This window comes from Erythrobacter sp. JB1-4, assembly GCF_057365025.1.
Genome location: NZ_CP200292.1, coordinates 239,033 through 263,541, shown reverse-complemented (window position 1 = coordinate 263,541; position 24,509 = coordinate 239,033). Strand labels below are relative to the sequence as shown.

Below are 24,509 nucleotides of genomic sequence, written 5' to 3'. Positions count from 1 at the left end.
TGAGAGAATCTGGTCATGTTCACAAAGCTCAAAGCCTATCTGGACTCTGTAAAGGAGCGCGATCCTGCGCCGCGTTCGCGTTGGGAGGTGCTGCTTTATCCCGGCGTTTTGGCGCTTGGTCTTCACCGCGTGGCTCATTGGCTTTTCAATGCTAAGTTGTTTTTCCTTGCCCGTTTCGTGAACCATCTAAGCCGACTTTTGACAGCGATCGATATTCATCCAGGCGCAAAGATTGGAAAGAATTTCTTCATCGACCACGGGTTCACGGTGATTGGAGAGACCGCCGATATTGGCGACAATGTCACCATCTATCAGTGTGTTACTCTGGGCGGCACCAACCCTACCAATGGCAAAGGTGGAAAGCGTCACCCGACGATTGAGGACAATGTCATCATCGGATCAGGCGCGCAGGTCATCGGTCCCATCGTTGTGGGTGAGCGTTCGCGGATCGGGGCAAATGCTGTGGTGATGGAAGAAGTGCCAGCGGGCGCGACCATGGTTGCGATGAAAGCGCGCTCGACGCTTGTGCCCGCAGAGGAATGGCTCAAGGACTTTATTCCCTATGGCACCCCATTGGCGATGGAGTGCGAGGACGCGGACGGCAATAAGGTCGACTGCATCGAAAAGCTTGAAAGCGAACTAGGCCAGATGAAGGCAGAATTAGCCGCTTTAAAGGCAGCCAGCTCGTCAGCCGCGTCTGAACCTATTCAGGCGAGCTTTGAATTGGACAAGAAAAGCGGGACTGCTGATTGATGAAGTCTGGCAGCGGTCAGGTCAGGACTGGCCAAATTGTAAGGTTCCCCGGCAAGTCCGCTCAAGGTCAGATCGGCTTTGAACGCGACGAACTTCAGCGCATCTTAGACCTCTATGGCCGAATGGTCGCCGCAGGGGAATGGCGCGATTACGCCATGGACTTCGACCCGCGTGCCGCCACCTTTTCAGCCTTCCGCAGAGCCGCTGAGCGCCCGAACGCGCGTATCGAAAAGCGGCCCTCGCTTCGCAATAAACAGGGTATGTACACGCTTTTTGGTGAACATGGACAGGTCTTGAAGCGGGGTTCAGACCTCGCCAACGTTCTGGCACCGATGGAGCGACGGCTCATGAAAGCGGTGGACGACTAAGCCTTCGTCGTTTTTGCTCAGATCGGGTTCCCCCAGAATGCGTTCATTCAAATGTTGAGGCAGGATTTATCCCGCTCAATTGGTTTTGGGTAACCAATTCGACCACTTTGATGAGGAAGAAGGCCGAAGTCGCCAAGAACACATTGGTCAAAATGATAAGGCCCTCGGTCGCCCAAAATGGCGTGGTCACAAAAACGAATGGGATAAGGTCGACGAGCTGTGTGTAGGTGACGAAGAGCCCAAGGAATATCGATCCCAGCCATGGCGACCACCAGGCCTGCACCTCGTTGACTTCCGCTTCGGAAAACTCCTCAGGCTCTCCTGCGCTCCGGTTAGCGAGCTCGCGCATGGCGCGCATGGGCACGATGAGATTGGCGAACGGTACGAGAAAGCTGAAGGTTGCCCAAGCTGGCGAGTAGTTAAGCCCGGTAAGCCCCGCGCGGTGGAGATTGCTGTGTGCGGTAAAGGTCCACACCAGAACCGCGATGACAGACAATAAAAAGGCAAGGTTGCCAAACAAGTCTAGCAGTTGAACAGCGAGCATCTGGCCCGCGTAGGTCTCAAACTGGAAATAGGCGAGCAGCCAAGCTGCGTGAGCAAGGGCCGAAAGGGCAGAAAAGCCCAACACCACCCAGGCTGAAATTGTTGCAATAAGCGCAGGCGTGCGCAGATTTTCGGCTTGCACCCAATGGTCCCCCTTGTTGATCGCCGTATGATTGCCTGCGGCAATGCTCTTAAAGCAAACGGCTCCCGCACATTTCTGCGCGGGAGCCGAAAAAATGCAAGCCTTGGTGTGGCTTAGCCTGCGGATTTATCCGCGAGCGCTGTCTGGGCCAGTGCCGGTGACTTTCTGCATCGCCTTGAGAATAGCGCCAGATTGCTCAGAACCCGATTGCGGAGCAATGAGGTTAGAGAAATCGCTGATATCGCTCCAACGATCCGCGAAGCCCTCCACAGTGCGCTCGCCATCGGGAAGCCAAACTGCATCGTTCATGACAACCCATGAGGAGTGGAAACCGCCAGCGCCAGCGCCAACGATGGCGTTGGTGGGGGCATCTTCGCTCACAAGGTAGAGCGCGGCTGGGACGACATTCACTGGGTCGAAAAGCTTGAAAGCTTCTTCGGGGAAGAGGTCTTCGGTCATGCGCGTACCGGCCACTGGTGAGAGTGAGTTCACGCGGATGTTGTATTTCGCGCCTTCGAGTTGCAGCGTCTTGGTAAGGCCAGCAAGGCCGAGTTTCGCCGCGCCGTAATTGGCTTGCCCGAAGTTACCGAACAGGCCGGTGGATGACGCGGTCATCAGGATGCGGCCATACCCTTGCTCGCGGAAGGTTTCCCAGCATGCCTTGGTGACGAAGGCCGAACCCGTCAGGTGGACTTTGAGGACGAACTCAAAATCATCAGGCGTCATTTTGGCGAAGGTCTTATCGCGAAGAACGCCAGCGTTGTTGATGAGGATGTCGACGCGGCCCCATTTTGCTTTGGCATCGGCGACCATTTTTTCCATTTGGTCGTATTCGGTGACAGAGCCGCCGTTCGATATGGCTTCGCCGCCCATTTCTTCGATCTCTTTTACGACTTGAAGAGCCATGTCAGAGTGACCAGTGCCATCGCGCGAGCCGCCAAGGTCGTTGACGACAACTTTTGCGCCGCGACGGGCGAGTTCGAGAGCGTATTCGCGGCCCAGACCGCCGCCTGCGCCAGTGACGATGGCGACCTTATCTTTGAAATCGATGCTCATGGGGGTGGTATCCTTTCCGTCCAAAATTCTCTTATCGGTTTGAGGCGAGCTTTACGCGCGCGTAAACTTGTTGTGGGGCGCTGGGTGGCAGGATTTTCGCTGCGTTGCAACAGGGGGTTTTGTGCAGAGGCGCTGCCGTAGCGTCAGATGGATGACTTACAGCGATTCAAGGGCGGGAATAAGGCCATCGAGCGAATCAATCACAGCATCTGCGCCAAGCTCGTGGGGAGGTTTGTCGCAATATCCATAAGCCGCGCCGATCACTGGCACGCCGGCGGCTTTGGCAGCGTTCACGTCGTAGGTGCTGTCCCCGACAAAGGCGAAACTGCCGCCACCGCAGATCTCGCGCGCCTTGATAATGGGGTCGGGGTGGGGCTTGGCGAGATATTGCCCATCCGGGCCTTTGCCCAGCGAGTTGCCGCCGATTACGCCCTCGAACGGATCGATAAAGTCGATCTGGGTCAGAATATTGCGGGCAAACTCTTCGAACTTGTTGGTGACGACAATGACCTTCACGCCGCGCTCTTTGAGTTTAGCGACCACTTCGCGTGCGTACGGGTAAGGGCGGGTGTGTACGGCGTTGTTCTCAGAGTAGAACGCCAGCATTTTCTTGTAGAGGACTTTGAACTCATCGGCAGGCAAGCCGCCTTGCGCGTCGACAGCTTGGCTCAGCATGATTTTTGCCCCGCCACCGATGAGGTCCTTAGAGCTTTCCACCGAAACACGGTCAAACCCGCCATGTCCAAGCGCGTGGTTCACCGCTTCGCCCAGATCGCGGAAGCTGTCGACAAGAGTGCCATCAAGGTCAAAACCGACGGCTGAAAAGGGAAAATCGCTCATATCGGGGGCGTGGGTGAAGGAACGGACTTCAAACTGCAAGCAATTGCTGGCAAGCGAACCGGAATTTGAGAATTTCCGTGGTATAGGGTCAAACCATGACAGATTTCGCCGCCATTATCCTTGCCGCGGGCAAGGGCACTCGCATGAAAAGCGATATGCACAAAGTGCTTCACCCGATCGCGGGTAAGCCCATGCTGATGCACATCCTCGATGAGTTTGAGACGCTTAGCCCCAAGAAGACCGTGGTGGTTGTGGGTGACCGCCGCGAGCAGATCGATGGCGCGATTGAGGGGCGCGCGGTGGAAACGGCGCTGCAAGACCCGCAGCACGGGACGGCGCATGCGGCGCTTCAGGCGAAGGAGGCACTCTCGGGCTTTAGCGGCCATGTGATGGTTACCTTTGGCGATGTGCCGATGGTTAGCGCTGCAACGGTTCAGCGGCTGCTGGGCGCTCTGACAAGCGGGGCAAAGGTTGCGGTGCTGGGCTTTCGTCCTGACGACGCGCTCGCCTATGGCCGGATCATTGCTGATACCGATGGCACGGTGTCCAAGATGGTCGAATTCAAGGATGCGAGCGAAGAAGAGCGCGCCGTGAACTTGTGCAATTCCGGGCTCATTGTCGCACATTCGGACGATATGTGGCCTCTGCTTGACGCGGTCGACAATGATAACGCGCAAGGCGAATACTACCTCCCCGATGTAGCCACCGGAGCAATTGCGCGCGGCGATAAGGTCGTGGTGATTGAATGCGATGCGGACGAAGTTGCCGGGATCAACTCCCGCGCCGAACTCGCCGAAGCCGAACAGCGTTGGCAGGCCGCTCGCCGGCAAAAGGCGATGGCAGAAGGCGCGACGCTAAAAGCTCCTGACACTGTGTTTTTCAGTCACGACACCAAGATTGGCCGCGATGTGACCATCGACCCGCATGTGGTGTTCGGGCCCGGCGTAAGCGTTGCAGACGGTGTCTACATCAAGGCCTACACCCACCTAGAAGGCGCGACCCTCGCAACCGGCGCGCAGGCAGGCCCCTTCGCTCGGCTTCGCCCCGGCGCGGTGATGGAAGAAAACAGCTTTGTCGGCAATTTCGTCGAAATGAAGAAGGCAACCCTTGGTCCCGGCGCCAAAGCCAGCCACCTTTCTTACATCGGCGATGCAACCGTCGGCAAAGACGCGAACATCGGCGCGGGTACGATCACCTGTAATTACGATGGCTATTTCAAATATCAGACCACTATCGGCGAGCGTGCCTTTATCGGTTCAAACTCTGCCCTCATCGCGCCCGTCACTATCGGTGATGATGCAATCGTTGCCGCAGGCTCAGCGGTGAGCCGCGATGTGGGTGCTGGCGACCTTCGCATGGTACGCGCAGAGCAAAGCGTGAAGCCGGGCTGGGCCGATCGCTTTCATGACACGATGAAGAAAAAGAAGGCGGCGGCGAAGAAGGATCGGTGAGCCATGAGCTGGGATATATTTGTTCAGGACTTTGGCGACTATGCCAGCGTGGATGACATACCAGATACCTTCCAACCTCAGCCAATTGGTCAGCGTGCTTATGTGATTGAGACGATCCGCCGGGTTTGTCCCGAGGTCAGTTTCGACGATACCGATTGGGGCGTTTTGGAGGGCGGTGGCTGGTCGATTGAGTTCAATATCAATGACAAAGACCCTTGTATGAGTTTCGCGCTCCATGTGCGAGGCGATAGCGGCTCGATCCCTGTGATCGCTTGCCTGTTGAATGAATTGGGCGTGCGCGGGATTGAAAGCGCTGAGAGCAAGTTCTTTGAAGAAGCAGTTGGCCCAGAGGCCCTGGCCAAATGGCGAGACTATCGCGATCAGGTGCTCGGCCCAGGCTCGTGACCGAGCCGCCAAACGTCTGCTGGCTGTGCGGCCGTCCCTTCCAGACACTCATCCAATGGCATCACCCTGTGCCCAAATCGAAGAAGGGCCGCGCGACCGTGCCTGTGCACCCGATCTGTCACAAGGCGATCCACACCAATTTCACCAATGCCGAGCTTGCCCGCATTGGGGATGATCCGGATACCATCCGCGCCAATCCAGCGATTGCCAAATTCGTTAAATGGGTGGAGCGCAAAGAACCCGATTTCCACGCGCCAACCAGGCGATGAACATTCTCAAAGGAACCAATGCACCCGCCAATTGCTTAGTGGGACGAAGCAATTGAAAGGATGAAACAATGGCTATCGGCAAATGGGTCGCGGCAGGTGCGGGTTTGGCAGCGGTCGGTGCTGCAGTCGCCTTTGCGCAGTATCGCGATATTGAAAAGCCAGATTATACGGTCGTCATGGCCGATGGCGACTTTGAGGTTCGCGACTATAAGCCGATGATTGTCGCTGAGGTCACCCACTCCGGATCGCGCAATAGCGTTCGCGGCAAAAGCTTTCAGCGGCTTGCTGCCTATATCTTTGCCAATGATCGGCCCGAAGGCGGTGAAGAAATTGCGATGACCTCCCCGGTGATGACAGACCGGGTGGATCAAAGTGAGCCTATTGCAATGACCTCGCCGGTTATGTCTGATCAGACGGGTGAGGGCGAGTGGCGGATGCGGTTTGTAATGCCGTCAAAATACACCATGGAGACCTTGCCAACCCCGCCTTCTGATATTGATCTGATAGAAGTTCCGGCACGGCGCACAGCTGCAATAACCTTTTCTGGCAATGCAGATGACGGCGATTTGATGGAGAAAGAGGCGGAGCTGCGCCAATGGATTGCTGCTCAAGGTCTGACCGCCATCGGTGGTGTCAAATATGCCTTTTATGATGCTCCAATGGTGCCCGGACCTTTGCGCCGCAATGAAGTGATGGTTGAGGTCGCCGCCCAATAGGATACCTGCCAGCGGGAAGGTTTAGCTGGTAGGGCACCGAAGACCACGGGCTGGCGACCTCGGGGGTGTCTTGTTAAGCGTCTTCGAGCCGCGAGCCAGACAAGGCGGCGGTGCCACCGGTATAGTCGCGCTCCCACTCTTCAAACTCGCTGCGCGACAGGAGATACCGCTCGCGCGCCTCGTGAAAACTCATGGCACGCTCATGCACAGCGCGCACAACACCAGCCTTGCGCGCCGGGGACCAATGCGCGCGGTGGCTCTTGGGAAGACCATATTGCTTGATCGCTTGGGCGATGGATATGTCACGTGGGTACGCCATTCGATTTACTCCTTTTCTCGCCCCTAGTGATGACAAGAATTGGAGTTTCGACTTAACGAGGCCCTGCCAGAGACGGTTAATTTCGCATTGACGCAAGCTCCCGTGTTTCCCCTGCGACGAATGGAGTTCAAAGTGTCGGATTGGCTTACAGGCTCTAAGAAAAAGGGCGATTTCCCTGCGAGGAAACCGCCCTTTTCTAGAATCGTTGGACCCTTGATTGAGGTTCAAATCAGTCCATCAATTGCTGCATCAAATAGATATATTGCAACGCTTGAAGCTTGGCGCGCTGCTCATTGTCGACGCCGCCTGAGTGGCCGCCGGTCATATCCTCAAAGTAGTAGTAGTCATGACCTTGCTCTTTGAGGCGAGCGGCCCCCTTGCGCGCATGCGCTGGGTGGGTGCGGTCGTCAGCCGTTGATGCCCAAAGGAAGGGGGTAGGGTAATCCACGCCCTCTTTGATCATCTGATAGGGCGAATAGCCTTCAATCCATGCGCGTTGCTCAGGAATGCGCGGATCGCCATATTCGCCGATCCATGAAGCGCCCCGGCCAATGACGTGATAGCGCAGCATGTCGAACAGCGGGATTGCGACGATGGCGGCATTGAATAGATCAGGGCGCTGCGTGAACGCCGTACCGACAAGCAGACCGCCTTGCGAGCCACCTTGGATGCCAAGGTGCTCAGGCGCGGTGAAGCCCCGGTCCACAAGATCCTGACCCACAGCGATAAAGTCATCCCATGTGCGCTGTTTATTCTCGCGAATAGCGGTTTGGTGCCAGCCAGGGCCAAACTCACCGCCGCCGCGAAGGTTTGCGAGCACATAGGCGCCGCCACGCTCCAGCCACATCTTGCCGGTTGAGCCAAGGTAGCTTGGCAGACGGGGGATTTGGAAGCCGCCGTAGCCGCTCATGAGGATCGCCGTCTCGCCGTCCATCTCCATGCCTTCAGGCTTGACGATAAAGTACGGGATTTTCGTCCCATCAGCGCTGGTCGCCTCGTGCTGTTCGACCTCCATGCCGGTCGCGTCAAAACGCGCTGGCGAGGTCTTGAGCGGCTGAGGATCGCCCGAACCATCTGTGTAATAGAGCGTTGTGGGATTGAGGAAGTCGGTGACAGTGAACATGATCTGCTCGCTCTCATTCGAACTTGCCGCAATGCCTACCGTGGCGTTGTCGGGCAGGGCGACCTCTTCGCTCTTCCATGCGCCATCTTCAAAGTTGAACTTCAGGACTTTGCCAACGACGTTGTCGAGGAGGCCCACATAGAGCGCACCAGCCGTAATCGCGCCGCCGCGTTTGGTCTGCCGGTCACCGGGCGCCCAGACGAGCGTTTTGGCCGCCGCGTTGGGATCCTTTTTGAACTCCTCAAGGTCAACGGCAATCAGGCTGTCTGCAGGGAAGGTCTGACCATCTGTCTCCCAATCCACATCGGTGGAAACCAGCATGTGTCCATCGACGATACCGTAAGGGGACGCCTTCTTTGGAATATCGAGCATCACCCACTCATCTGTGGGGCTCAGCCAGAAGTATTCGCTTTCATGGAAGCTTACGCCTCTGAACGCGGTTGTCGCGTGAACCGTGCCCGCTGCATCGCGCACAAGGCTCGCGCCTGCCCAAACATCGCTTGCCTCACCGCGGTAAATTTCTTGCGCATCAGCGATGTCAGTGCCGCGCTTCCACACGCGGGTGGTGAAGGGGTATTCGCTGTCGGTGAGGGTGCCTTCGCCAAAGTTGCGCCCCACCATTAGCGTGTCTTCATCGACCCACTGAATTCCGCCTTGGCTCTTTTCAGGTAGCTCAAAGCCGCCTTCGACGAACTGTTTTGTGGTGGTGTTGAACTCGCGCATGATGGTGGCATCCTCGCCCCCATCCGATAACGCGACCATGCACATTTCCATGTTTGTAGGCAGGCAGGTTGAGCCCTTGAAGACCCACTCCTTGCCTTCTGCTTCGGCAAGAGCATCGACGTCGAGCACTGTTTCCCAAACCGGCTCATCGGATTGATAGCTTTCAATCGTTGTGCGGCGAAGGAGGCCCTTTGGGTTCTCCTTATCCTGCCAGAAATTGTAGAGGCCATCGGGGCGGAAGCTCACGAAAGGAATGCGGTCTTCGCTATCGAAGATGGCAAGCGCTTCGGCCTTCAGCGTCTCAAATCGCGGGTCGGCCTCGAGAACGCCAAGGGTGCGTTCGTTCTCTTTCGTGACCCAGGCGAGCGATTCATCGCTGCGAGCTTCTTCGAGCCAGATGTAGGGGTCTTGATCGGGGCCGGGGACGCCATCATCGGTGTGATCGTCGGCATTTGCGGTGGTTGCAGCGCCGATGGTCATGACAGCCGCCAAAGCAAGAGTGGATACAAGTTTCAAACCTTCTCTCCTAAACAGGATTGCTGCCTTGGTATGTGGAGGTTTGTGGGAGCCTTGTGAAGGGGGAATTCTAGCTCTCTACGCCGGGAAAGAACGTATAATAGTCCCGGTATTCTTGCGGCAGGTCATAGGGTGCGAGAACGCCGCTATATCCAATCAAGAATGCACCGGCGATCACTGGGCCAAGGACAAGGGCCGGGGTATGCCAATTCTTGGGCGCTCGGAAGTGCAGGGCAGCAAGGAGGTGGCACACCACAGCGATCACCGCCAGCGCGTAGTATACCACAAAGCCATACTTGATCGGCTCGATTATGAGCGTCCCGCCCGCCCAATAGAAATTGGTGTCGAGCCCTGCATAAAGCCGCGTAATCAGCGCAGCTGCCGTGTGCTGGATGATGAAATAGGCAAGATAGCACCCGCTCAAAAACTGCATCCAATGCCAGCGATCTGTGGTCCTCCGCTGGCGGATCATGCCAAGCAGCTTGAACCCAAGCACCACCTGCGCGCCAAACGCTGTAACAAGGGCGATCTCGATCAGAGGAAACTGATAAAGGAGCCGCGCCCACCCCAGTGTTTGGGTGTGAACCTCCACCCCGCCAAGTGAGCTGAAATGCGTCGCGAAATGCACCGCGATAAAGATCAGCAGCAATAATGCAACGCGCCCATGGGCCTCGCGAACTTGCCTAGATGTGAGAGCCATGCCATCCCCCTTTAATCAGATAATTTATATCCGGATAAATAATGTCCGGTTAAGGAGTCAAGCATGCAATTGGGTAAGGGCGTGGAGTGGTGCACGCACATCTGCACGATTGTAGCGATTTTGCCGCCAGGTAGGGGGCTAAGCGTGGATGCACTTGCTGAGTTTTATGAGCTCCCGTCGGCCTATCTCGCCAAACAAATGCAGCTGCTGCGGCGGGCAGGGATTGTGGAAAGCGTGCGGGGCAAGGGCGGTGGATACCGCTTGGCGCGCGGCCCTGACGACATCAGCCTGCTTGATATCGTGCGCGCGATTGAAGGGCCTTCGCCTGCGTTCCGGTGCACCGAAATCCGCCAGAACGGCCCGTGCGCCGCAAAACGCGCCGATTGCAAAGCCCCATGCGAAATCGCTAGCGCCTTTGCCGAGGCGGAAGCCGCCTACCGCGATGCTTTAGCCTCAAAGACGCTCGCCATTATCATGCAAGAGGCTGCGGCCAATGGGAAGCCAGAGCACTTTGTTGACGTCGCGCAGTGGGTGCAGAGGCAGGTCGCTTAGTTTGTTATTCGAGGCGTAATGCCGAATCCGGAATTTGCGATGGCCTGAAGACCTTTCCGCTCTCCGCAAGTTTGGCTTGATTTTCGGTGTCGCGATCAAATTTTTGGAGCGCTACGGAATCCCAATACCAGTCAGTTGGTTCTTGAAAGGTCCCGTCCCACTGATGCACCACGTGATTTTCAGCAGGCGAACCTGTGACGAATGGTCTTGAGACCCAGTGAATGCTGTGTTCGCTGTCAAACTTGTAGTGAAGGCCTGCACGAACGACATATCGGTATCCAGGGCGCGTTGAAAACCAAAGCACAAACTCTTCTGGCTCTCTTGGCGCAAGAGTGAAAAAGTCAATATCCCTGCGAATTTCACCAGAATAGGTGTCCACGAGTGGAATGAATTGCAGCCCTTGTTCTGGACTCACATTCCCGTTGAACTCCCGGACATTTGCGCCGCCGCCGTACTCTCCGACATCCATAAACGCGTAATCATCTCCGAACGGCTTGGCCTCAATGACTTGAATGACGATGTACGGGGCTATTTGAACATAGTCGCGGTCTGCGGCCGAAGTCACAGAGAAGGCTGCGACGAAGAAGTCCTGCACGGCGCGGGGGTCATTAGTCTTCAGCCAGTTCGCCGTTTCGTAGCTGGCCATTCCGGAGAAATCGAGATTGCTATCATTTATAAACGCCTTGTCGAATGTAACTCTGTCACTGGTGTAATCTGTTTCGCTAAATGCTGCTTCGATAGGTACAAATCTCGGCTTTGCTTCGGCAGGCTCATTCGCAACAGTGGCTTCTGCTACTGCTTCGCCAACTGCTTTGATCTCGTCCTTGATCTCTGCCTGAGCAACCGAACTTTCTTCGGCTTGTGTTTGGGAGACATTAAAGTCGTAGAACGCGAAGATCAGACCGAAAAAGCCAAGAAGCGCAAACAAGCCCGTCGCGAAGGGATGACGCCCACACGCTTCGATGGCCCCTTTGACAACGCCCGCCGGATTTTTTGTCGGTAGTGCTTGTTCCTCTGTCACTGGTGTCCCCCTCGTCGATTAACCAACGGTGAGGAAAGCTAGCACTATTCTGAATTCAATAAAGGGGTGCGCATCGCGCAAATGAAAAAGGGCGACCTTCTGATCGCCCTTCAATAGGATATCGAATTATTGATAGCAGTCAGCCCTCAACATGTTCCGCAAGCACTGTGATGCCGTTTTCGCCGACTTCCGCAAAGCCGCCTTTGACGTTGATGAGCTCAGGCTCACCGCCGGCTGATTTAAACACCTGAACAGCGCCATCACGAATCGTGCTCATAAACGGCGCGTGGCCCTCGAGAACGCCGAATTCGCCTTCTGAGCCGGGAACCACAACCATGTGGACTTCCTCAGAGCGGACCTGCTTAGCAGGGGTTACGAGTTCAAAATGGAGTGCCATTTTCGTGTTTATCCATCAGTGCAAGCGTCAAAACGGGACGCAGCGTTTTCAAATTTATCGCGGCAGCCCGGGTTGCAGAACCCCACGACCTTTCCGTGGTACATCGTCAAGCTATCCGGCGAAACCGGCTTGCCCGACCAAGGACAGGTCTCGTTGACGCAGTCCTTGATATCGAGCAATTCCGACACGTCGCCTTAACCTTCCTCAGCGAGCTTGGCGGCTTTCTCAACCACCATGTCGATGCCGCCAACCATGTAGAAGGCTGCTTCTGGAAGGTGATCGTATTCACCGTCCACAACCGCCTTGAACGAGGCCACCGTGTCTTCGACCTGCACGAACAGACCTGGGATGTTGGTGAAGACCTCTGCCACGTGGAATGGCTGCGAAAGGAACTTCTGGATCTTACGAGCGCGCGCAACGGTGAGCTTATCTTCTTCCGAAAGCTCGTCCATTCCCAGAATGGCGATGATGTCTTGCAGCGACTTGTACTTCTGCAGCGTCTCTTGAACGCGGCGAGCGGTGTCATAGTGCTCTTGGCCAACAACCGATGGCTCAAGAACGCGGCTGGTTGAATCGAGCGGGTCAACAGCTGGGTAAATACCAAGCTCTGAAATCGCGCGGTTCAGCGTGGTGGTCGCATCCAAGTGAGCAAACGATGTTGCAGGCGCAGGGTCGGTCAAGTCATCTGCGGGAACGTAGATGGCTTGCACCGAAGTGATCGAACCTTTGTTGGTCGAGGTGATGCGCTCTTGCAGGTTACCCATGTCGGTCGACAGAGTTGGCTGATAGCCCACCGCCGAAGGAATACGGCCAAGAAGCGCGGACACTTCGGAACCGGCTTGCGTAAAGCGGAAGATGTTGTCGACGAAGAACAGAACGTCCTGACCTTCAACGTCGCGGAAATATTCCGCCATGGTGAGGCCTGAAAGCGCAACACGGGCACGCGCGCCGGGAGGCTCGTTCATTTGACCAAAGACGAGGGCCACTTTTGAACCCTCTGGCGTTGCAACGCCGTTGTCGTCTTTCTTGATCACCTCTGCGTCGAGGAATTCGTGGTAGAGATCGTTACCTTCACGGGTACGCTCACCAACGCCGGCAAACACAGACACACCGCCGTGGCCTTTTGCGATGTTGTTGATGAGTTCCTGAATAAGAACCGTTTTACCAACGCCGGCACCGCCGAACAGACCAATCTTACCGCCTTTTGCGTAAGGGGCGAGAAGGTCGATCACTTTAATGCCGGTCACGAGAATAGCCGCTTCGGTGGACTGGTCCACGAAGGCAGGCGCTTCTGCGTGGATAGGCATGGCTTTATCAGCGCCAACCGGGCCAAGCTCGTCAATTGGCTCACCAACGACGTTCATGATGCGGCCGAGCGTTTTCGGGCCAACAGGCACAGAAATCTGCGCGCCGGTGTTGATCACTTCAGCGCCGCGAACGAGACCTTCGGTCGCGTCCATTGCGATGGTGCGAACGGTGTTCTCGCCAAGGTGCTGTGCCACTTCGAGAACGAGGGTTTTGCCGTCGTTCTTGGTTTCGAGCGCGGTGAGAATTGCGGGCAGTTCGCCGGGGAACTGCACGTCAACAACAGCGCCAATGATCTGACTGATCGTGCCGTTGGTTGTTTGGTTAAGTGCGGGTGCGGTAGCCATGGTGTTTCCTTAGCCTTCGTTTACAGCGCTTCTGCGCCAGCAATAATTTCAATAAGTTCAGTCGTAATCGCGGCCTGACGGCTGCGGTTGTACTGGATGGTCAGCTTGTTGATGAGGTCGCCTGCGTTACGGGTCGCATTGTCCATCGCGGTCATCGAAGCGCCTTGCTCTGATGCCTCACGCTCAAGCAAAGCGCCGAACACTTGCGTTTTTACATAGCGCGGCAGGAGAGCTTCGAGGATTTCCTCTTCGCCCGGCTCATATTCAACCACGGCGCCGCCTTCATCCGAGCTTTCCGGTGAGGGGACCGGGATCAGCTGATTGACCGTTGGGTTTTGCACCAGAGCCGACTGGAAGGTCGGATAGATCAGGTGCGCCACGTCAAACTTGCCGTCTTCAAACATTTGGATGAGTTCAGCAGAAATCTCGTCGGCTTCTTCAAAGCCCGGCGTTTTCACCGTGCTGGTGTCAAAGCCGCCCGTGATCGCTTTTTCAAACTCACGCTTGAGCGGTGCACGGCCCTTCTTACCGACGAGATAAAACTCGACCTGCTTGCCAGCCGCTTGAAGCTCGGCCGCCTTTGCTTTGGCAGCCTTGACGATGTTCGAGTTCAAACCGCCGCACAGGCCTTTATCGGTGTTGACCACAACCAGAATGTTGCGCTGGTCGCTACCGGTGCCTGCAAGAAGCTTTGGCGCGCTGTCGCCGGACACTTTGCCAGCGAGCGAGGCCATAACGGCGCTCAAACGCACAGCATAAGGCCGTCCGGCTTCAGCAGAGGCCTGAGCACGGCGCAGCTTAGCCGCTGCAACCATTTGCTTGGCCTTGGTGATCTTCTGGGTCGATTTAACCGACCCGATCCGATCCTTTAGTTCCTTAAGTGAGGGCACTGACGGCCTCCCTTATGCGAATTGCTTGGCGAAGGCTTGAAGCGCTGCGACGGTTGCGTCTTTGGCGTCGTCGAACTTGCCGCTGTCGCGGATCGTTTTCAGAACGTCAGCGTGTTCGCTGCGGAAGTAAGCGAGCATTTGCTCTTCATATTCGCCCACACGCTCAACAGCGACATCGTCGATATAGCCGTTGGTGCCAGCGAAGATCGAAACGGTTTGCTCTTCAAACGGCATTGGCGCGAATTGCTTTTGCTTAAGCAGCTCGGTCAAACGCGCGCCGCGGTTAAGCAGCTTTTGCGTGGACGCATCAAGGTCCGAACCGAACTGAGCAAACGCCGCCATTTCGCGGTATTGCGCAAGGTCGAGCTTCATCGAGCCTGAAACCTTCTTCATCGCTTTCGTTTGCGCAGCGCCGCCCACACGCGACACCGACAACCCGACGTTAATCGCAGGACGGATGCCTTGGTAGAACAGGTCCGTTTCAAGGAAAATCTGACCGTCGGTGATCGAAATCACGTTGGTTGGAATGTAGGCGGAAACGTCACCAGCCTGCGTTTCAATGATCGGCAGAGCGGTCAATGAGCCGTGGCCTTCGCTTTCGCTCATCTTCGCAGCACGCTCAAGCAGGCGTGAGTGGAGATAGAAAACGTCGCCCGGATACGCTTCACGGCCCGGAGGACGACGAAGCAGAAGCGACATTTGACGATAGGCAACAGCTTGCTTGGAAAGATCGTCATACACGATCACGGCGTGCATGCCGTTGTCGCGGAAGAATTCACCCATTGCACAGCCAGTGTAAGGCGCGAGATATTGCAGCGGAGCAGGCTCAGAAGCGGTCGCAGCGATAACGATGGAGTATTCCATCGCGCCGTTCTCTTCGAGTTGCTTCACGATTTGCGCAACGGTCGAACGCTTTTGGCCGACGGCTACATAGACGCAGTAGAGCTTTTTCTTCTCATCATCGCCTGCGTTGACGCCCTTCTGGTTGATGAAGGTGTCGATCGCCACAGCGGTTTTACCGGTTTGGCGGTCACCGATGATAAGCTCGCGCTGACCACGGCCCACAGGGACCAGAGCGTCCACCGCTTTGAGGCCGGTTTGCACTGGCTCTGACACAGATTCGCGCGGGATAATGCCCGGCGCTTTCACTTCAACACGCTGGCGGGTCACGTCAGTGATCGGGCCTTTGCCGTCAATAGGGTTGCCAAGCGCGTCAACAACGCGGCCCAAAAGGCCCTTGCCGACAGGAACGTCCACAATGGTCTCGGTCCGCTTAACCGTGTCGCCTTCTTTAATCTCAGCGTCAGAGCCGAAGATCACGACGCCGACATTGTCGCTTTCAAGGTTCAGAGCCATGCCCTGAACGCCGTTGGCGAACTCGACCATCTCACCTGCCTGAACCTTGTCGAGGCCGTGGATACGGGCGATGCCGTCACCAACGCTGAGCACGGTGCCAACTTCGCTGACTTCAGCTTCGTTACCGAAATTGGCGATCTGGTCTTTGATGACCTTTGAAATTTCTGCGGCGCGGATTTCCATGTGTTGTAGTCCTTTAAGCCTTCATGGCCTGCGATAGTGAATTCAAACGGGTGCGGATCGAGGCGTCGATGCGCTCTGATCCAATGGTAACGACCAGACCGCCGAGAAGATCGGCATCTGTATCGGTTGTAAGCATAACGGTGCGGCCCACACGGGCGGTGAGCTTGTCTTTGAGCGTCTTGACCTGATCCTTGGTGAGAGGATGCGCGCTCGTGACATTGGCCGAAACCTCGCCGCGTTGGTTCGCTGCGATGGCTTTGAAGGCCGCAATCATCTCTGGCAGCTTCGACAGGCGGCGATTGCCTGCGAGAACGCCGAGGAAATTGGTGGTGAGCTCGGACAGCTTCAATTTCTTGGCCACAGCCGCCACGGCCGCGCCTTGCTCAGCGCGGGTCAATTGCGGGTTGGTGGTGGCGGCGGCGAGATCAGCCGATTCGCTCAATGCTGCGCCCAAAGTCTCAAGGTCTTTTTCGACCGCAGTCACGGTCCCGTCCTCGCTGGCGAGATCGAAAAGAGCCGAGGCGTAACGCCCTTGAAGGCTAGACTGAATACCGGCGGAAGTTTCCACGCGTTGATTGTCCTCTTTGAGGAATGAGAAAAGTTGTGTCGGCAGGTGCGAGGATGCAAGGACATCCCAATCCCATCTGCCGAAGTCGCCGCGCGCCTAGCAAAGGGGTCTTATGGATGCAAGCGGTGTGAGAGGGATTCTCTGGACACTTGTCTGGACAGGCGGCGCGTCTTGAGTAAGATTGCTTCCACACGAAGGCGAAAACGCCTCGATAAGGAGAGGGAAAATGGAATTCACACCAATGGCGCCCCAATGCGGCGTTGAGGTTTCTGGCGTGTCTCTGGCGGGCTGCACAGACGGCCAAATGGAAGCGATCCGTCAGGCGATATACGAGCACGGCGTCGCGGTTTTTCGCGACCAAGAGTTCTCACCCGAAGACCACATCAAGTTCGGCCGCCGCTGGGGCGGGATCGATGTGAACAACTATTTCCCGCTGCAGGAAGAGTTCAACGAGATTGCCATCGTCAAAAAAGAGCCCGATCAACAGACCAATATCGGCGGCGCTTGGCACACTGACCATTCCTACGATCAAATTCCGGCGATGGGCTCGGTATTGGTGGCGCGGCACCTTCCACCTTCAGGCGGCGACACGATGTGGGCGCATATGGGCGCGGCTTACGATTCGCTCTCAGATGAACTCAAAGAGCAAATCGAGGGCCTTGAGGCGTATCACACCGCCGACCACGTCTATGAAGAAGGCGGCCTTTATGCCCAGACCGATATGGGTAAGAACCTTCGCGGACAGAATCTGAAAACCGGCGCGATCCACCCTGTGGTCATCCGTCACCCTCAAACGGGCCGCAAGATGCTCTATGTAAATAGCGGCTTCACGATCCATTTCGTGGGGCAGACCCGTGAGGAAAGCCTGCCGCTTTTGACCAAGCTCCTCGAAGTTGCACTAACCGAAACGAACCAGTGCCGCTTGCAATGGAAGCCCGGCACCATTGCGATCTGGGACAACCGCACGACCTGGCACAATGCGATCAACGACTACCAAGGTCACTACCGCGAAATGCACCGGATTACGTTATCGGGCGAGGCGCTCGCGGCGTAGTTTTCTCTCACGGCAGGATGGCTGACGCCATCCGCTCCAAGGGGGCGCGGCATTAGCCGCGACGGCCCGTCGGCCTTGCGGACCGCTAAGACGGTCCGTTTTGGCTCCTCGCAATCACGTTTAGGGCCTACTCACCCGCCCCAAACTCTTCATCAAACGCTGCGCCTAGCGCGCCGCCAACACCGCCCGCTTTCTTCGTCTCACACGTGTAAACGAGCCGCTCGTTCGGGCGGTCGGGCAGCATCGCAATAAGCGCCGACTGCTGCTCACCCAGAACGCGGGCTCCATCGGTGACGCCGCAACCAGGTGGGTCATATTGACCGCGTGCCTCGCGCGCTGCTTCCATTGCGGCTTGGCCCAACAAATAGCGGTCAGTGCGATAGGTGCGGGTCTCAGGATCATAGGTGCTGACTGAAACAGCCGCCTCAGAGGAGGGCACCAACACACGGGTCCATTCCCCGCCGGTCATGCCATATTGCGTGCGCTCATTGACGCAGCCATTTGCCTGCCAATCGAATTCTACGTCATCGGTGCGTGCCCCGGTGACGCGACTGCGCTCGATATCAAGCGTACAGATGAGTGTGCCGTCGGCAGCGGGCTCTCCATCAGGCGCTGGGGCATCAGGGTCTTCGATCTCGCCCATGAGAACCGCGACCCGCTCTTCGATATCGCCATAGCTAGGCCGGGTAATCCAAACGAGCATGGCTCCGATCAAGGCCGCTCCGGCAACGCCTGCAGCGATCATCGCTTGTTTTTGCGCCCGCTGTCCGTCCTCTGGCTTGTCCGCCATCGAGGCGCGCAATTGCCCGGCGGTATAGCCTGCACCGATCCCGATCAGCAGCAAGATCATCGCCAGAGCCATCGCATTGTCGCGTGCATCAAGAATTTCAATTTGAGCCTGCAGCTGCGCAGTGCCGCGCTTCTCACGCAATTCCGCCTCGCGCGCCTCAAGCCGTGCCTCGGCCTCTGCGCGTTGTTGTTCGAACCGCGCGCGTTCAGCCTGGTTGAGATCATCAATCGAGGTGCAGGGAAGCGCATTCACCGAAGGCTCAAGGTTGTTATCGCGCAGGAACGGCAAAAGCTCGCGCAATGAAACCGCAAAATAGAATTCTGCATCAGAGCCATCTGAATCAGCGCCAAAACTGTTGACGCCCAAAACCCGCCCACACCCATCAAGCAGCGGCCCACCAGAATTGCCCCGCGCAATAGGGGCTGTGTGGAGGATAGTGTCGAATTGGCGGCTGGGACGTTCGCCTGAAAGAAACCCGCGAGATTTAACGGGAGGCTGAGCGCGGAAAATGTCTTTGATCTCTAACCCTTGGGCTAAGTCCACATTCATCGGATATCCGACTGCCGAAACCTCGCCCATGTCTCCGCTCACGCCGCCAGACAGCGTAAGCGGGGGCAAACGCAAATTGCCATCGGTGATTTCAAGCAAGGCCAAGTCATTGCGCGGGCTAACAGCGACCGGCTTTGCAAAAGTGCCCGCATCCCCTTCGCTTGGGACAATGCCAATTTTCAGAGTGTCATCTAATAATGCCTCACGAATGACGTGTGCGTTGGTGACAATCATGCGCGGTGACACTGCAAAGCCGCTGCCGTGGGTGATCGGTTCTGCATCCCCGCCGCTTTCATCGATCAACACCACGCGCACCACGCCGCGCGCGGCTGCATCGATATCGCCGGGATCAGCGCTCAGCGCATGGATCGGTAAGGTCAGCGCCAACAATGCGCCACACAAGAATCGTAAGATCATCTGCATTGGACCTCGTCCTTAAAGGACCGTAGCGCTTGGCCACAAGGCCATGTTCGCATAGCTTAGCGACGAAACCCTTTAAAGCCGCTGAGCGAGAGAGAAACAATGGCCCGAATTATAGAGACGATTTCGATTGCGCGGGGAGCTGGGCAAGTTTGGGCGGCGGTTGGCGATATTGGCGGTCTGGAAACCAGCGTTCCGCAATTGGTTGCTCGCTGTGAATACGATGCTGAGGCGAACATCAGGACGGTGACCTTCACCAATGACGTAACCCTGATCGAGCCCATCATTGCTCATGATAACGAGACAATGCTGATCGCGTGGACAGCGCAGGGCGGGACATGGGACCACCACAATGCCTCGATGCAAGTCTTCGCTGGCGAAGGTGACACTTGTAAGGTCCAATGGATCGCAGATGTCCTGCCCGATAGTGAAGAGCCCACCATTCGCGGTATCGTGCAGGCAGGATTGGGCGCTTTGAAAGAAACGCTTGAAAAAGACACAGGACATTGAGCGCAAGGCTCGGGATGCTCTTGCGTTCTGACGCCTTTACAAGAGCGGCATGACCAAAACCGATCTCAACGATGACCAGCGCTGGCAAATCATAAGCGCAAAGGACCGCCGCTTCGATGGTGCGTTTGTGACAGGCGTCCATTCCACCGGCATTTATTGCCGCCCGTCGTGCCCTGCGCGGCTGCCCTTGCGCAAAAATGTGGAGTTCTTCGCCAATTCCTACGATGCGCAAAGCGCCGGGCTGCGTGCGTGCAAAAGGTGTTCACCAAACACACAAAGCGCAGAAGAAGCCTGTGTGCTTGCAGCTATCGCCGCAATTAGAAGTCAGGGTGCGATGACTTTGGATCAGCTTTCCGAACTCACCGGTTATTCTCCCACGCATTTTCAGCGGCTCTTTAAACGTACAGTGGGTCTGTCTCCCGCTGCATTTGCAAGAGCGCTGCGTGAGGAGAAGGTGCGCGATGCTCTAGGAATGGGCGCTAGCGTCACCGAGGCGCTTTACGAGGCAGGCTATTCTGCGCCATCGCGCTTTTACGCGGATACAAAAGGACGGCTAGGAATGCAGGCAAGCGATTGGGCGAGCGGTGGCGAAGGCCGCCGGGTGCATTGGAGCGTTATCGATACATCTTTTGGCGCAATGTTGGTCGCGGCAACCGAAATAGGCGTGTGCTGCTTGTCGTTTAATGAGGGCGAAGAGGACCTGCGCGCCCGTTTCCCAAAGGCAGAGATTGTCGCTGCTGGCGACGAATTTAAAGCCCTCTTCGACCAAGTCGTGGCAGCTGTGGAAGAGCCCGGTTCAGACAGCTCGCACATACCATTGGACGTGAAGGGCACGGCGTTTCAGCAGCGTTGCTGGGAGGCCTTGCGCAAAATCCCGGCTGGCGAAACCCGCAGCTATGGCGAACAGGCCGCGATGCTTGGCAATCCCAAGGCCAGCCGCGCTGTGGGGAGTGCCAATGGTGCGAACAATATCGCCGTGCTGATCCCATGCCATCGTGTGGTGCCAGCAAGCGGAGGGGTGGGCGGCTATGCCTATGGCCCAGAGATTAAAGCCGAATTGCTGAAGCGTGAGGGCGTTGACAGCAGGGACGCGCAAGAGGAGTTGTTTTCATGAGCATCGACACATTCGCAAAACTGCACTTCGCTGGTGACCCGCTGATCCTTTACAACGTATGGGACGCTGGCAGCGCAATGGCTGTGGCGAAAGCCGGTGCCAAGGCCATCGCCACGGGCAGCGCGTCGCTTGCGGGTGCGCAAGGCTATGACGATGGTCAGGACATTCCGTTCGAGGCGCTGCTGACCACCACACGCCAGATCGCCGGAGCCATTGAAGTGCCGCTGTCTGTCGATTTCGAGGCGGGCTTTGCGGGGGATGCTGAAGGCGTCGCCGAAAACGCTTCGGCTTTGAAGGACGCGGGCGCTGTTGGTTGTAACTTCGAAGATCGCATTATTGGTGGCGAGGGGCTGCTCGACACCGCCGAGCAATGCGCGCGGATCGCCGCAATCGCTAAGGCGGGTTTGTTTGTGAACGCCCGGACTGACATTTTTCTCGGGCCGCTAATGGCGGGTGACAATCCGAACACGCCTCAATTTGTCGAGGCCGCGATTGAGCGGGGCAAGGCCTATGCCGAGGCTGGGGCAGGATGCGTTTTCATTCCGGGGCTAAGCGACCCAGAGATGATTGCACAGATAGTGCAGGCGCTCGATTGCCCCGTTAACGTGATGCGCTTGCCTGGAATGGCCAGCAATACAGAGCTTGCGGCGCTAGGCGTTGCGCGGGTCAGCTACGGTCCTGGCAGTTGGCGTGCGGCGATGGAAGGTGTTGAAGCGGCGGCAAAGGAAGCTTTCGCAAGCTAGGTCCACACCTTTTTTCGGTCACCACTGGAACAAAAATGAACTCATGCGTTCACTATTTGCAATTGCCGACGCGCGGCGCGCACAAATGGACGCATTTCTATGACCCAATACGCTCTCGATACCGCAACTGAGCTCACCAGCGTTTCCGATACACGCGTCCGCTCCAGCGGCGGAGAGGTCTATTGGAATTTTCAATCGGCCTTTGGCGGTTGGGCCTTGGCTTTGGGCTATTGCGCCATTCAAGAGGCACAGCCGCAAGGCGCGATGTTGGCGAGCACGACGGCGTCGTTCCTCAAACCCTTGCCACAATCGGCGATTGATATTGATGTGCGCACCCTTCGTGATGGCCGACGCACTTCCTTCCTGCGAACGGAATTCACCAGCGAAGATGCGCCAGCGGAGCCCGTCTTTACTGCCAACTACGTGTTTTCAGACATGAAGGAAAAGCCGCTCGATTACGCCTGCGATTTTCCTGATGCGAAGGCTCCGCAGGACTCAGACATTCTGCCGGGTTCACCTGGACCCAAGTTCCTCAGCCGCTATGAGCAGCGCGTTGCTTTGGGCGAGCCCTTCTCCGCACAAGAGCGCCCGCATTCCGCTCTATGGGTGAAGGATGCACAGGATCGCCCATGGGACGCCAAAGCGCTGCTTGCGGTATCCGACACACCAATGCCGCGCACATTCTTCTTGGACACAGCTCCGCGTTTTGGAGCAACGGTGCAGTACGACCTGCACGTTTTTTGCACGCAGGCTGATCTGGATGAAGTAGGCGGAGATTTTCTTCTGATCGAGGCAACCGCCGATCGTGTCTTCAGCGGCAGGTTCTCACAGACAACACGCATTTGGTCGCCTGCACGAAAGCTCCTCGCGATTTCGAACCAGATTGCTTTTTACTAGACCCTTGCGTTTCCCATAAGATTTGGAACCTTGAGCGCCTCTTATGGGTTTAGGGGGAAATCTCAAAGGAGGAATGCAATGCGTAAATCGTTCTCAAACACGCTGTTTCTGGCAAGTGCCCCTGTGTTGGTGCTCGCCCTTGCCGCTTGCGGTGCCGAGGCTCCCCAAGATGACGAGGCGATGACCGCTGAAGAGACCGATACGGGTGCTTCGTCCACCGATGAGGAGATCGAGGAAGCGGTCCCCGGGGTTGAAGCGGTCGATGCAGAGGGCGACACACCGAATACTGCTGACTTAGGCGATGAAGAAAACATCGAAGTCAACGAAATTGACGATCCCGAAAAGCGCGAAGATCCGCCCCAATAAACGGGTACAATAAGTTCGCTCAGGCGTTCTTGATCGTAAGCCCGCCATCCACGGGGATTGCCACCCCAGTGAGGAAACTCGCCGAGGGGAGCACAAGTGACAGCGTCATATGCGCGACCTCTTCCGGAATACCGTATCGGCGAAGTGGCACGCGCCGCTTGGCGTAGATTTCCTTGTGCTCATCCGGGATAGCCTCGGTGATCCCTGTGCGAATGGGACCTGGACAGATGCAGTTCACGGTGATTCCATCGCGCCCAAGATCGACTGCGAGGCCCCGCGTGAGCCCGATGACCCCATGTTTTGCCGCCACATAAGGCGAGTTGCCCGGCGTCGCGCCTAGCCCCTCGGTCGAGGCAATATTGACGATGCGCGGGCACTTGCTGTCGCGCAAATGCGGCATGGTGCAGCGGATGATGCGCTGGTGAGCGGTGAGCATAGCGGCCACACTCGCATCCCAAACGCCTGGATAATGCTCATCTTCGATCAATGCGTGCCTCGCAAAGCCCGCGTTGTTTATGACGATATCGACACCGCCGAATTTCCCGGCGATCTCGGCGACCCCGACCTTAATCGCAGCATCATCGCTAACATCGATTGCAAGCGGAAAGGCCGTGCCAGGATAGCCTGCCTCGTTGATCTCTTTTGCGACCGTCTCACATTTGGACTGATCAAGGTCAGTCACCGCAACCTGCGCGCCTTCCGAGGCGAAGAGATGTGCAGTGGCTCGGCCCATACCACTTGCCGCACCGGTGATGATGGCTTTGTGGCCCGCGATAGAACGGCTTAGCGGTTTGTAGGGTTCCATTAGGTCTGTCCCTCAGTCCAACTTCGGCGGGAAGCCGGGTTCTGCCTTTGCCATTGCCGCTTGGTACGCAGGCCGCGCGCCGATCCGTTTCAAATAGGCTTGAAGGTTAGGCATGCCCTCAATGCTCATATCGTTGAAGGCGCGCGCGGTGGTTAGCGAGAAGCCGAGCATGATGTCAGCGGTCGTGAAATTCGTACCGCCAAAGTAATCCGCTTCGCCCAGAGCCTTCTCAATATGCGCCCATGCGTTGGTTATGCGCTTGGCGAGGGGCGGGGGCATCTGTGCGCCCACAGCATTCACCGCAATGCTCATCATTCCATTGGTCATCAGCGTCGCATTGGCGAAGTGATACCAATATAAGTGCCGAGCAAAATCGGGGTTGTCAGCCCCTGGTACAAGGTTGGTATCGGGTGCATATTTACCAACGATATAGTCCATGATCGCGCCGCTTTCGCCTAGCACAAGGTCGCCATCGGTGATGACGGGCGCGATCTCCATTGGGTGCAATGCTTTCAATTCAGGCGGGGCCAGCCGCGTCTCAGAATCGCGGTTGTAGAGCTTCAAGTCGTACTCAATCCCAAGCTCCTCACACAGCCAGACGATGCGCTCAGATTGCGAAATACGAAGGTGGTGAATAGTGAGCATGGGGGCTTACGTCCTTTTCCTGATTTGTCTTACTGATTGAGGGAAGGGGGACGCTGTGTCGAGTGAAATTGTG

28 protein-coding genes are annotated in these 24,509 nt (G+C 56.8%); 13 read left to right on the top strand and 15 right to left on the bottom strand.

Translation table 11 applies throughout. The features are described from left to right. Window positions 1-15: 15 nt before the first annotated feature. Together epsC and AC0V61_RS01350 are read left to right on the top strand one after the other, a co-directional pair. Window positions 16-753, top strand: a complete 738-nt coding sequence (gene epsC, locus AC0V61_RS01355) for a serine O-acetyltransferase EpsC (protein ID WP_486155464.1) — start codon at window positions 16-18, stop codon at window positions 751-753. Next, window positions 753-1,121 (top strand): DUF2794 domain-containing protein, encoded by a 369-nt coding sequence (locus tag AC0V61_RS01350; RefSeq protein WP_486155463.1) that lies wholly within the window; start codon window positions 753-755, stop codon window positions 1,119-1,121. Before epsC ends, AC0V61_RS01350 begins: the two co-directional genes overlap by 1 nt. A gap of 43 nt (window positions 1,122-1,164) precedes the next feature. On the opposite strand, the gene AC0V61_RS01345 is transcribed toward AC0V61_RS01350, so the two are convergent. The 3 genes from AC0V61_RS01345 to AC0V61_RS01335 form a co-directional block, all read right to left on the bottom strand. Next, complete coding sequence (locus AC0V61_RS01345; protein ID WP_486155462.1) at window positions 1,165-1,806, bottom strand: DUF4328 domain-containing protein; 642 nt, start codon at window positions 1,804-1,806, stop codon at window positions 1,165-1,167. 126 nt (window positions 1,807-1,932) lie between these two features. Then, entirely contained in the window at window positions 1,933-2,862 is a 930-nt protein-coding gene (locus AC0V61_RS01340; protein WP_486155461.1) for an SDR family NAD(P)-dependent oxidoreductase, read from the bottom strand. 156 nt (window positions 2,863-3,018) lie between these two features. Continuing rightward, on the bottom strand, window positions 3,019-3,702 hold the full coding sequence (locus AC0V61_RS01335; RefSeq protein ID WP_486155459.1) for an HAD family hydrolase: 684 nt from the start codon (window positions 3,700-3,702) through the stop codon (window positions 3,019-3,021). Between the two features lie 95 nt (window positions 3,703-3,797). Between AC0V61_RS01335 and glmU the strand changes: the two genes are divergently transcribed. The 4 genes from glmU to AC0V61_RS01315 all read left to right on the top strand — a co-directional run bounded on the left by glmU (window position 3,798) and on the right by AC0V61_RS01315 (window position 6,543). Beyond that, window positions 3,798-5,153, top strand: a complete 1,356-nt coding sequence (gene glmU, locus AC0V61_RS01330) for a bifunctional UDP-N-acetylglucosamine diphosphorylase/glucosamine-1-phosphate N-acetyltransferase GlmU (RefSeq protein ID WP_486155458.1) — start codon at window positions 3,798-3,800, stop codon at window positions 5,151-5,153. Window positions 5,154-5,156: 3 nt separating this feature from the next. Beyond that, a complete protein-coding gene (locus AC0V61_RS01325) occupies window positions 5,157-5,558 on the top strand; it encodes a hypothetical protein (protein WP_486155457.1) in 402 nt (133 codons plus the stop codon). Continuing rightward, window positions 5,516-5,827: an HNH endonuclease gene (locus tag AC0V61_RS01320; protein WP_486155456.1), complete on the top strand. Its 312-nt coding sequence runs from the start codon at window positions 5,516-5,518 to the stop codon at window positions 5,825-5,827. Before AC0V61_RS01325 ends, AC0V61_RS01320 begins: the two co-directional genes overlap by 43 nt. A gap of 68 nt (window positions 5,828-5,895) precedes the next feature. Continuing rightward, complete coding sequence (locus AC0V61_RS01315; protein ID WP_486155455.1) at window positions 5,896-6,543, top strand: SOUL family heme-binding protein; 648 nt, start codon at window positions 5,896-5,898, stop codon at window positions 6,541-6,543. Between the two features lie 73 nt (window positions 6,544-6,616). On the opposite strand, the gene AC0V61_RS01310 is transcribed toward AC0V61_RS01315, so the two are convergent. The 3 genes from AC0V61_RS01310 to AC0V61_RS01300 all read right to left on the bottom strand — a co-directional run bounded on the left by AC0V61_RS01310 (window position 6,617) and on the right by AC0V61_RS01300 (window position 9,924). Then, the gene (locus tag AC0V61_RS01310) at window positions 6,617-6,862 is read right to left on the bottom strand and encodes a DUF1153 domain-containing protein (protein WP_486155454.1); all 246 of its coding nucleotides are present in this window, start codon (window positions 6,860-6,862) and stop codon (window positions 6,617-6,619) included. 229 nt (window positions 6,863-7,091) lie between these two features. Further along, window positions 7,092-9,224, bottom strand: a complete 2,133-nt coding sequence (locus AC0V61_RS01305; protein WP_486155453.1) for a prolyl oligopeptidase family serine peptidase — start codon at window positions 9,222-9,224, stop codon at window positions 7,092-7,094. Window positions 9,225-9,294: 70 nt separating this feature from the next. Further along, window positions 9,295-9,924: a hypothetical protein gene (locus AC0V61_RS01300; RefSeq protein ID WP_486155452.1), complete on the bottom strand. Its 630-nt coding sequence runs from the start codon at window positions 9,922-9,924 to the stop codon at window positions 9,295-9,297. Between the two features lie 63 nt (window positions 9,925-9,987). Between AC0V61_RS01300 and AC0V61_RS01295 the strand changes: the two genes are divergently transcribed. Next, window positions 9,988-10,476 (top strand): RrF2 family transcriptional regulator, encoded by a 489-nt coding sequence (locus tag AC0V61_RS01295; protein WP_486155451.1) that lies wholly within the window; start codon window positions 9,988-9,990, stop codon window positions 10,474-10,476. A 4-nt stretch (window positions 10,477-10,480) separates the two neighbouring features. Here the strand turns inward: AC0V61_RS01295 and AC0V61_RS01290 are convergent, their stop codons facing one another. From AC0V61_RS01290 to AC0V61_RS01265, 6 genes are all read right to left on the bottom strand, one after another. Further along, window positions 10,481-11,497: a hypothetical protein gene (locus tag AC0V61_RS01290; protein WP_486155450.1), complete on the bottom strand. Its 1,017-nt coding sequence runs from the start codon at window positions 11,495-11,497 to the stop codon at window positions 10,481-10,483. A 139-nt stretch (window positions 11,498-11,636) separates the two neighbouring features. Beyond that, the gene (locus tag AC0V61_RS01285; RefSeq protein WP_486155449.1) at window positions 11,637-11,894 is read right to left on the bottom strand and encodes an ATP synthase F1 subunit epsilon; all 258 of its coding nucleotides are present in this window, start codon (window positions 11,892-11,894) and stop codon (window positions 11,637-11,639) included. Between the two features lie 194 nt (window positions 11,895-12,088). Continuing rightward, complete coding sequence (gene atpD, locus AC0V61_RS01280; protein WP_298303943.1) at window positions 12,089-13,546, bottom strand: F0F1 ATP synthase subunit beta; 1,458 nt, start codon at window positions 13,544-13,546, stop codon at window positions 12,089-12,091. 20 nt (window positions 13,547-13,566) lie between these two features. Next, a complete protein-coding gene (locus AC0V61_RS01275) occupies window positions 13,567-14,436 on the bottom strand; it encodes a F0F1 ATP synthase subunit gamma (protein WP_486155448.1) in 870 nt (289 codons plus the stop codon). Window positions 14,437-14,448: 12 nt separating this feature from the next. Beyond that, window positions 14,449-15,975 (bottom strand): F0F1 ATP synthase subunit alpha, encoded by a 1,527-nt coding sequence (atpA, locus tag AC0V61_RS01270; protein WP_486155447.1) that lies wholly within the window; start codon window positions 15,973-15,975, stop codon window positions 14,449-14,451. A 13-nt stretch (window positions 15,976-15,988) separates the two neighbouring features. Next, entirely contained in the window at window positions 15,989-16,543 is a 555-nt protein-coding gene (locus AC0V61_RS01265) for a F0F1 ATP synthase subunit delta (protein WP_486155446.1), read from the bottom strand. A gap of 226 nt (window positions 16,544-16,769) precedes the next feature. Here AC0V61_RS01265 and AC0V61_RS01260 point away from each other — a divergent pair, with 226 nt between their 5' ends. Continuing rightward, window positions 16,770-17,597 carry a TauD/TfdA dioxygenase family protein gene (locus AC0V61_RS01260; protein WP_486155445.1) on the top strand — a complete coding sequence of 276 codons (828 nt, stop codon included), beginning with the start codon at window positions 16,770-16,772 and terminating at the stop codon, window positions 17,595-17,597. A 127-nt stretch (window positions 17,598-17,724) separates the two neighbouring features. On the opposite strand, the gene AC0V61_RS01255 is transcribed toward AC0V61_RS01260, so the two are convergent. Beyond that, the gene (locus AC0V61_RS01255) at window positions 17,725-19,359 is read right to left on the bottom strand and encodes a trypsin-like peptidase domain-containing protein (protein WP_486155444.1); all 1,635 of its coding nucleotides are present in this window, start codon (window positions 19,357-19,359) and stop codon (window positions 17,725-17,727) included. A gap of 99 nt (window positions 19,360-19,458) precedes the next feature. Between AC0V61_RS01255 and AC0V61_RS01250 the strand changes: the two genes are divergently transcribed. The 5 genes from AC0V61_RS01250 to AC0V61_RS01230 all read left to right on the top strand — a co-directional run bounded on the left by AC0V61_RS01250 (window position 19,459) and on the right by AC0V61_RS01230 (window position 22,986). Further along, on the top strand, window positions 19,459-19,866 hold the full coding sequence (locus AC0V61_RS01250) for an SRPBCC family protein (RefSeq protein WP_486155443.1): 408 nt from the start codon (window positions 19,459-19,461) through the stop codon (window positions 19,864-19,866). Between the two features lie 49 nt (window positions 19,867-19,915). Beyond that, window positions 19,916-20,980 (top strand): bifunctional transcriptional activator/DNA repair enzyme AdaA, encoded by a 1,065-nt coding sequence (locus AC0V61_RS01245; RefSeq protein ID WP_486155442.1) that lies wholly within the window; start codon window positions 19,916-19,918, stop codon window positions 20,978-20,980. Next, the gene (locus tag AC0V61_RS01240; protein ID WP_486155441.1) at window positions 20,977-21,723 is read left to right on the top strand and encodes an isocitrate lyase/PEP mutase family protein; all 747 of its coding nucleotides are present in this window, start codon (window positions 20,977-20,979) and stop codon (window positions 21,721-21,723) included. The genes AC0V61_RS01245 and AC0V61_RS01240 overlap by 4 nt, the downstream gene beginning before the upstream one ends. 99 nt (window positions 21,724-21,822) lie before the next feature. Next, the gene (locus tag AC0V61_RS01235) at window positions 21,823-22,620 is read left to right on the top strand and encodes a thioesterase family protein (protein ID WP_486155440.1); all 798 of its coding nucleotides are present in this window, start codon (window positions 21,823-21,825) and stop codon (window positions 22,618-22,620) included. 78 nt (window positions 22,621-22,698) lie between these two features. Further along, window positions 22,699-22,986, top strand: coding sequence for a hypothetical protein (locus tag AC0V61_RS01230; protein ID WP_486155439.1), 288 nt, complete (start codon window positions 22,699-22,701; stop codon window positions 22,984-22,986). 19 nt (window positions 22,987-23,005) lie between these two features. On the opposite strand, the gene AC0V61_RS01225 is transcribed toward AC0V61_RS01230, so the two are convergent. After that, the gene (locus AC0V61_RS01225) at window positions 23,006-23,791 is read right to left on the bottom strand and encodes an SDR family NAD(P)-dependent oxidoreductase (protein ID WP_486155438.1); all 786 of its coding nucleotides are present in this window, start codon (window positions 23,789-23,791) and stop codon (window positions 23,006-23,008) included. A gap of 12 nt (window positions 23,792-23,803) precedes the next feature. Beyond that, window positions 23,804-24,436 carry a glutathione S-transferase family protein gene (locus tag AC0V61_RS01220; protein ID WP_486155437.1) on the bottom strand — a complete coding sequence of 211 codons (633 nt, stop codon included), beginning with the start codon at window positions 24,434-24,436 and terminating at the stop codon, window positions 23,804-23,806. Window positions 24,437-24,509 lie beyond the last annotated feature (73 nt).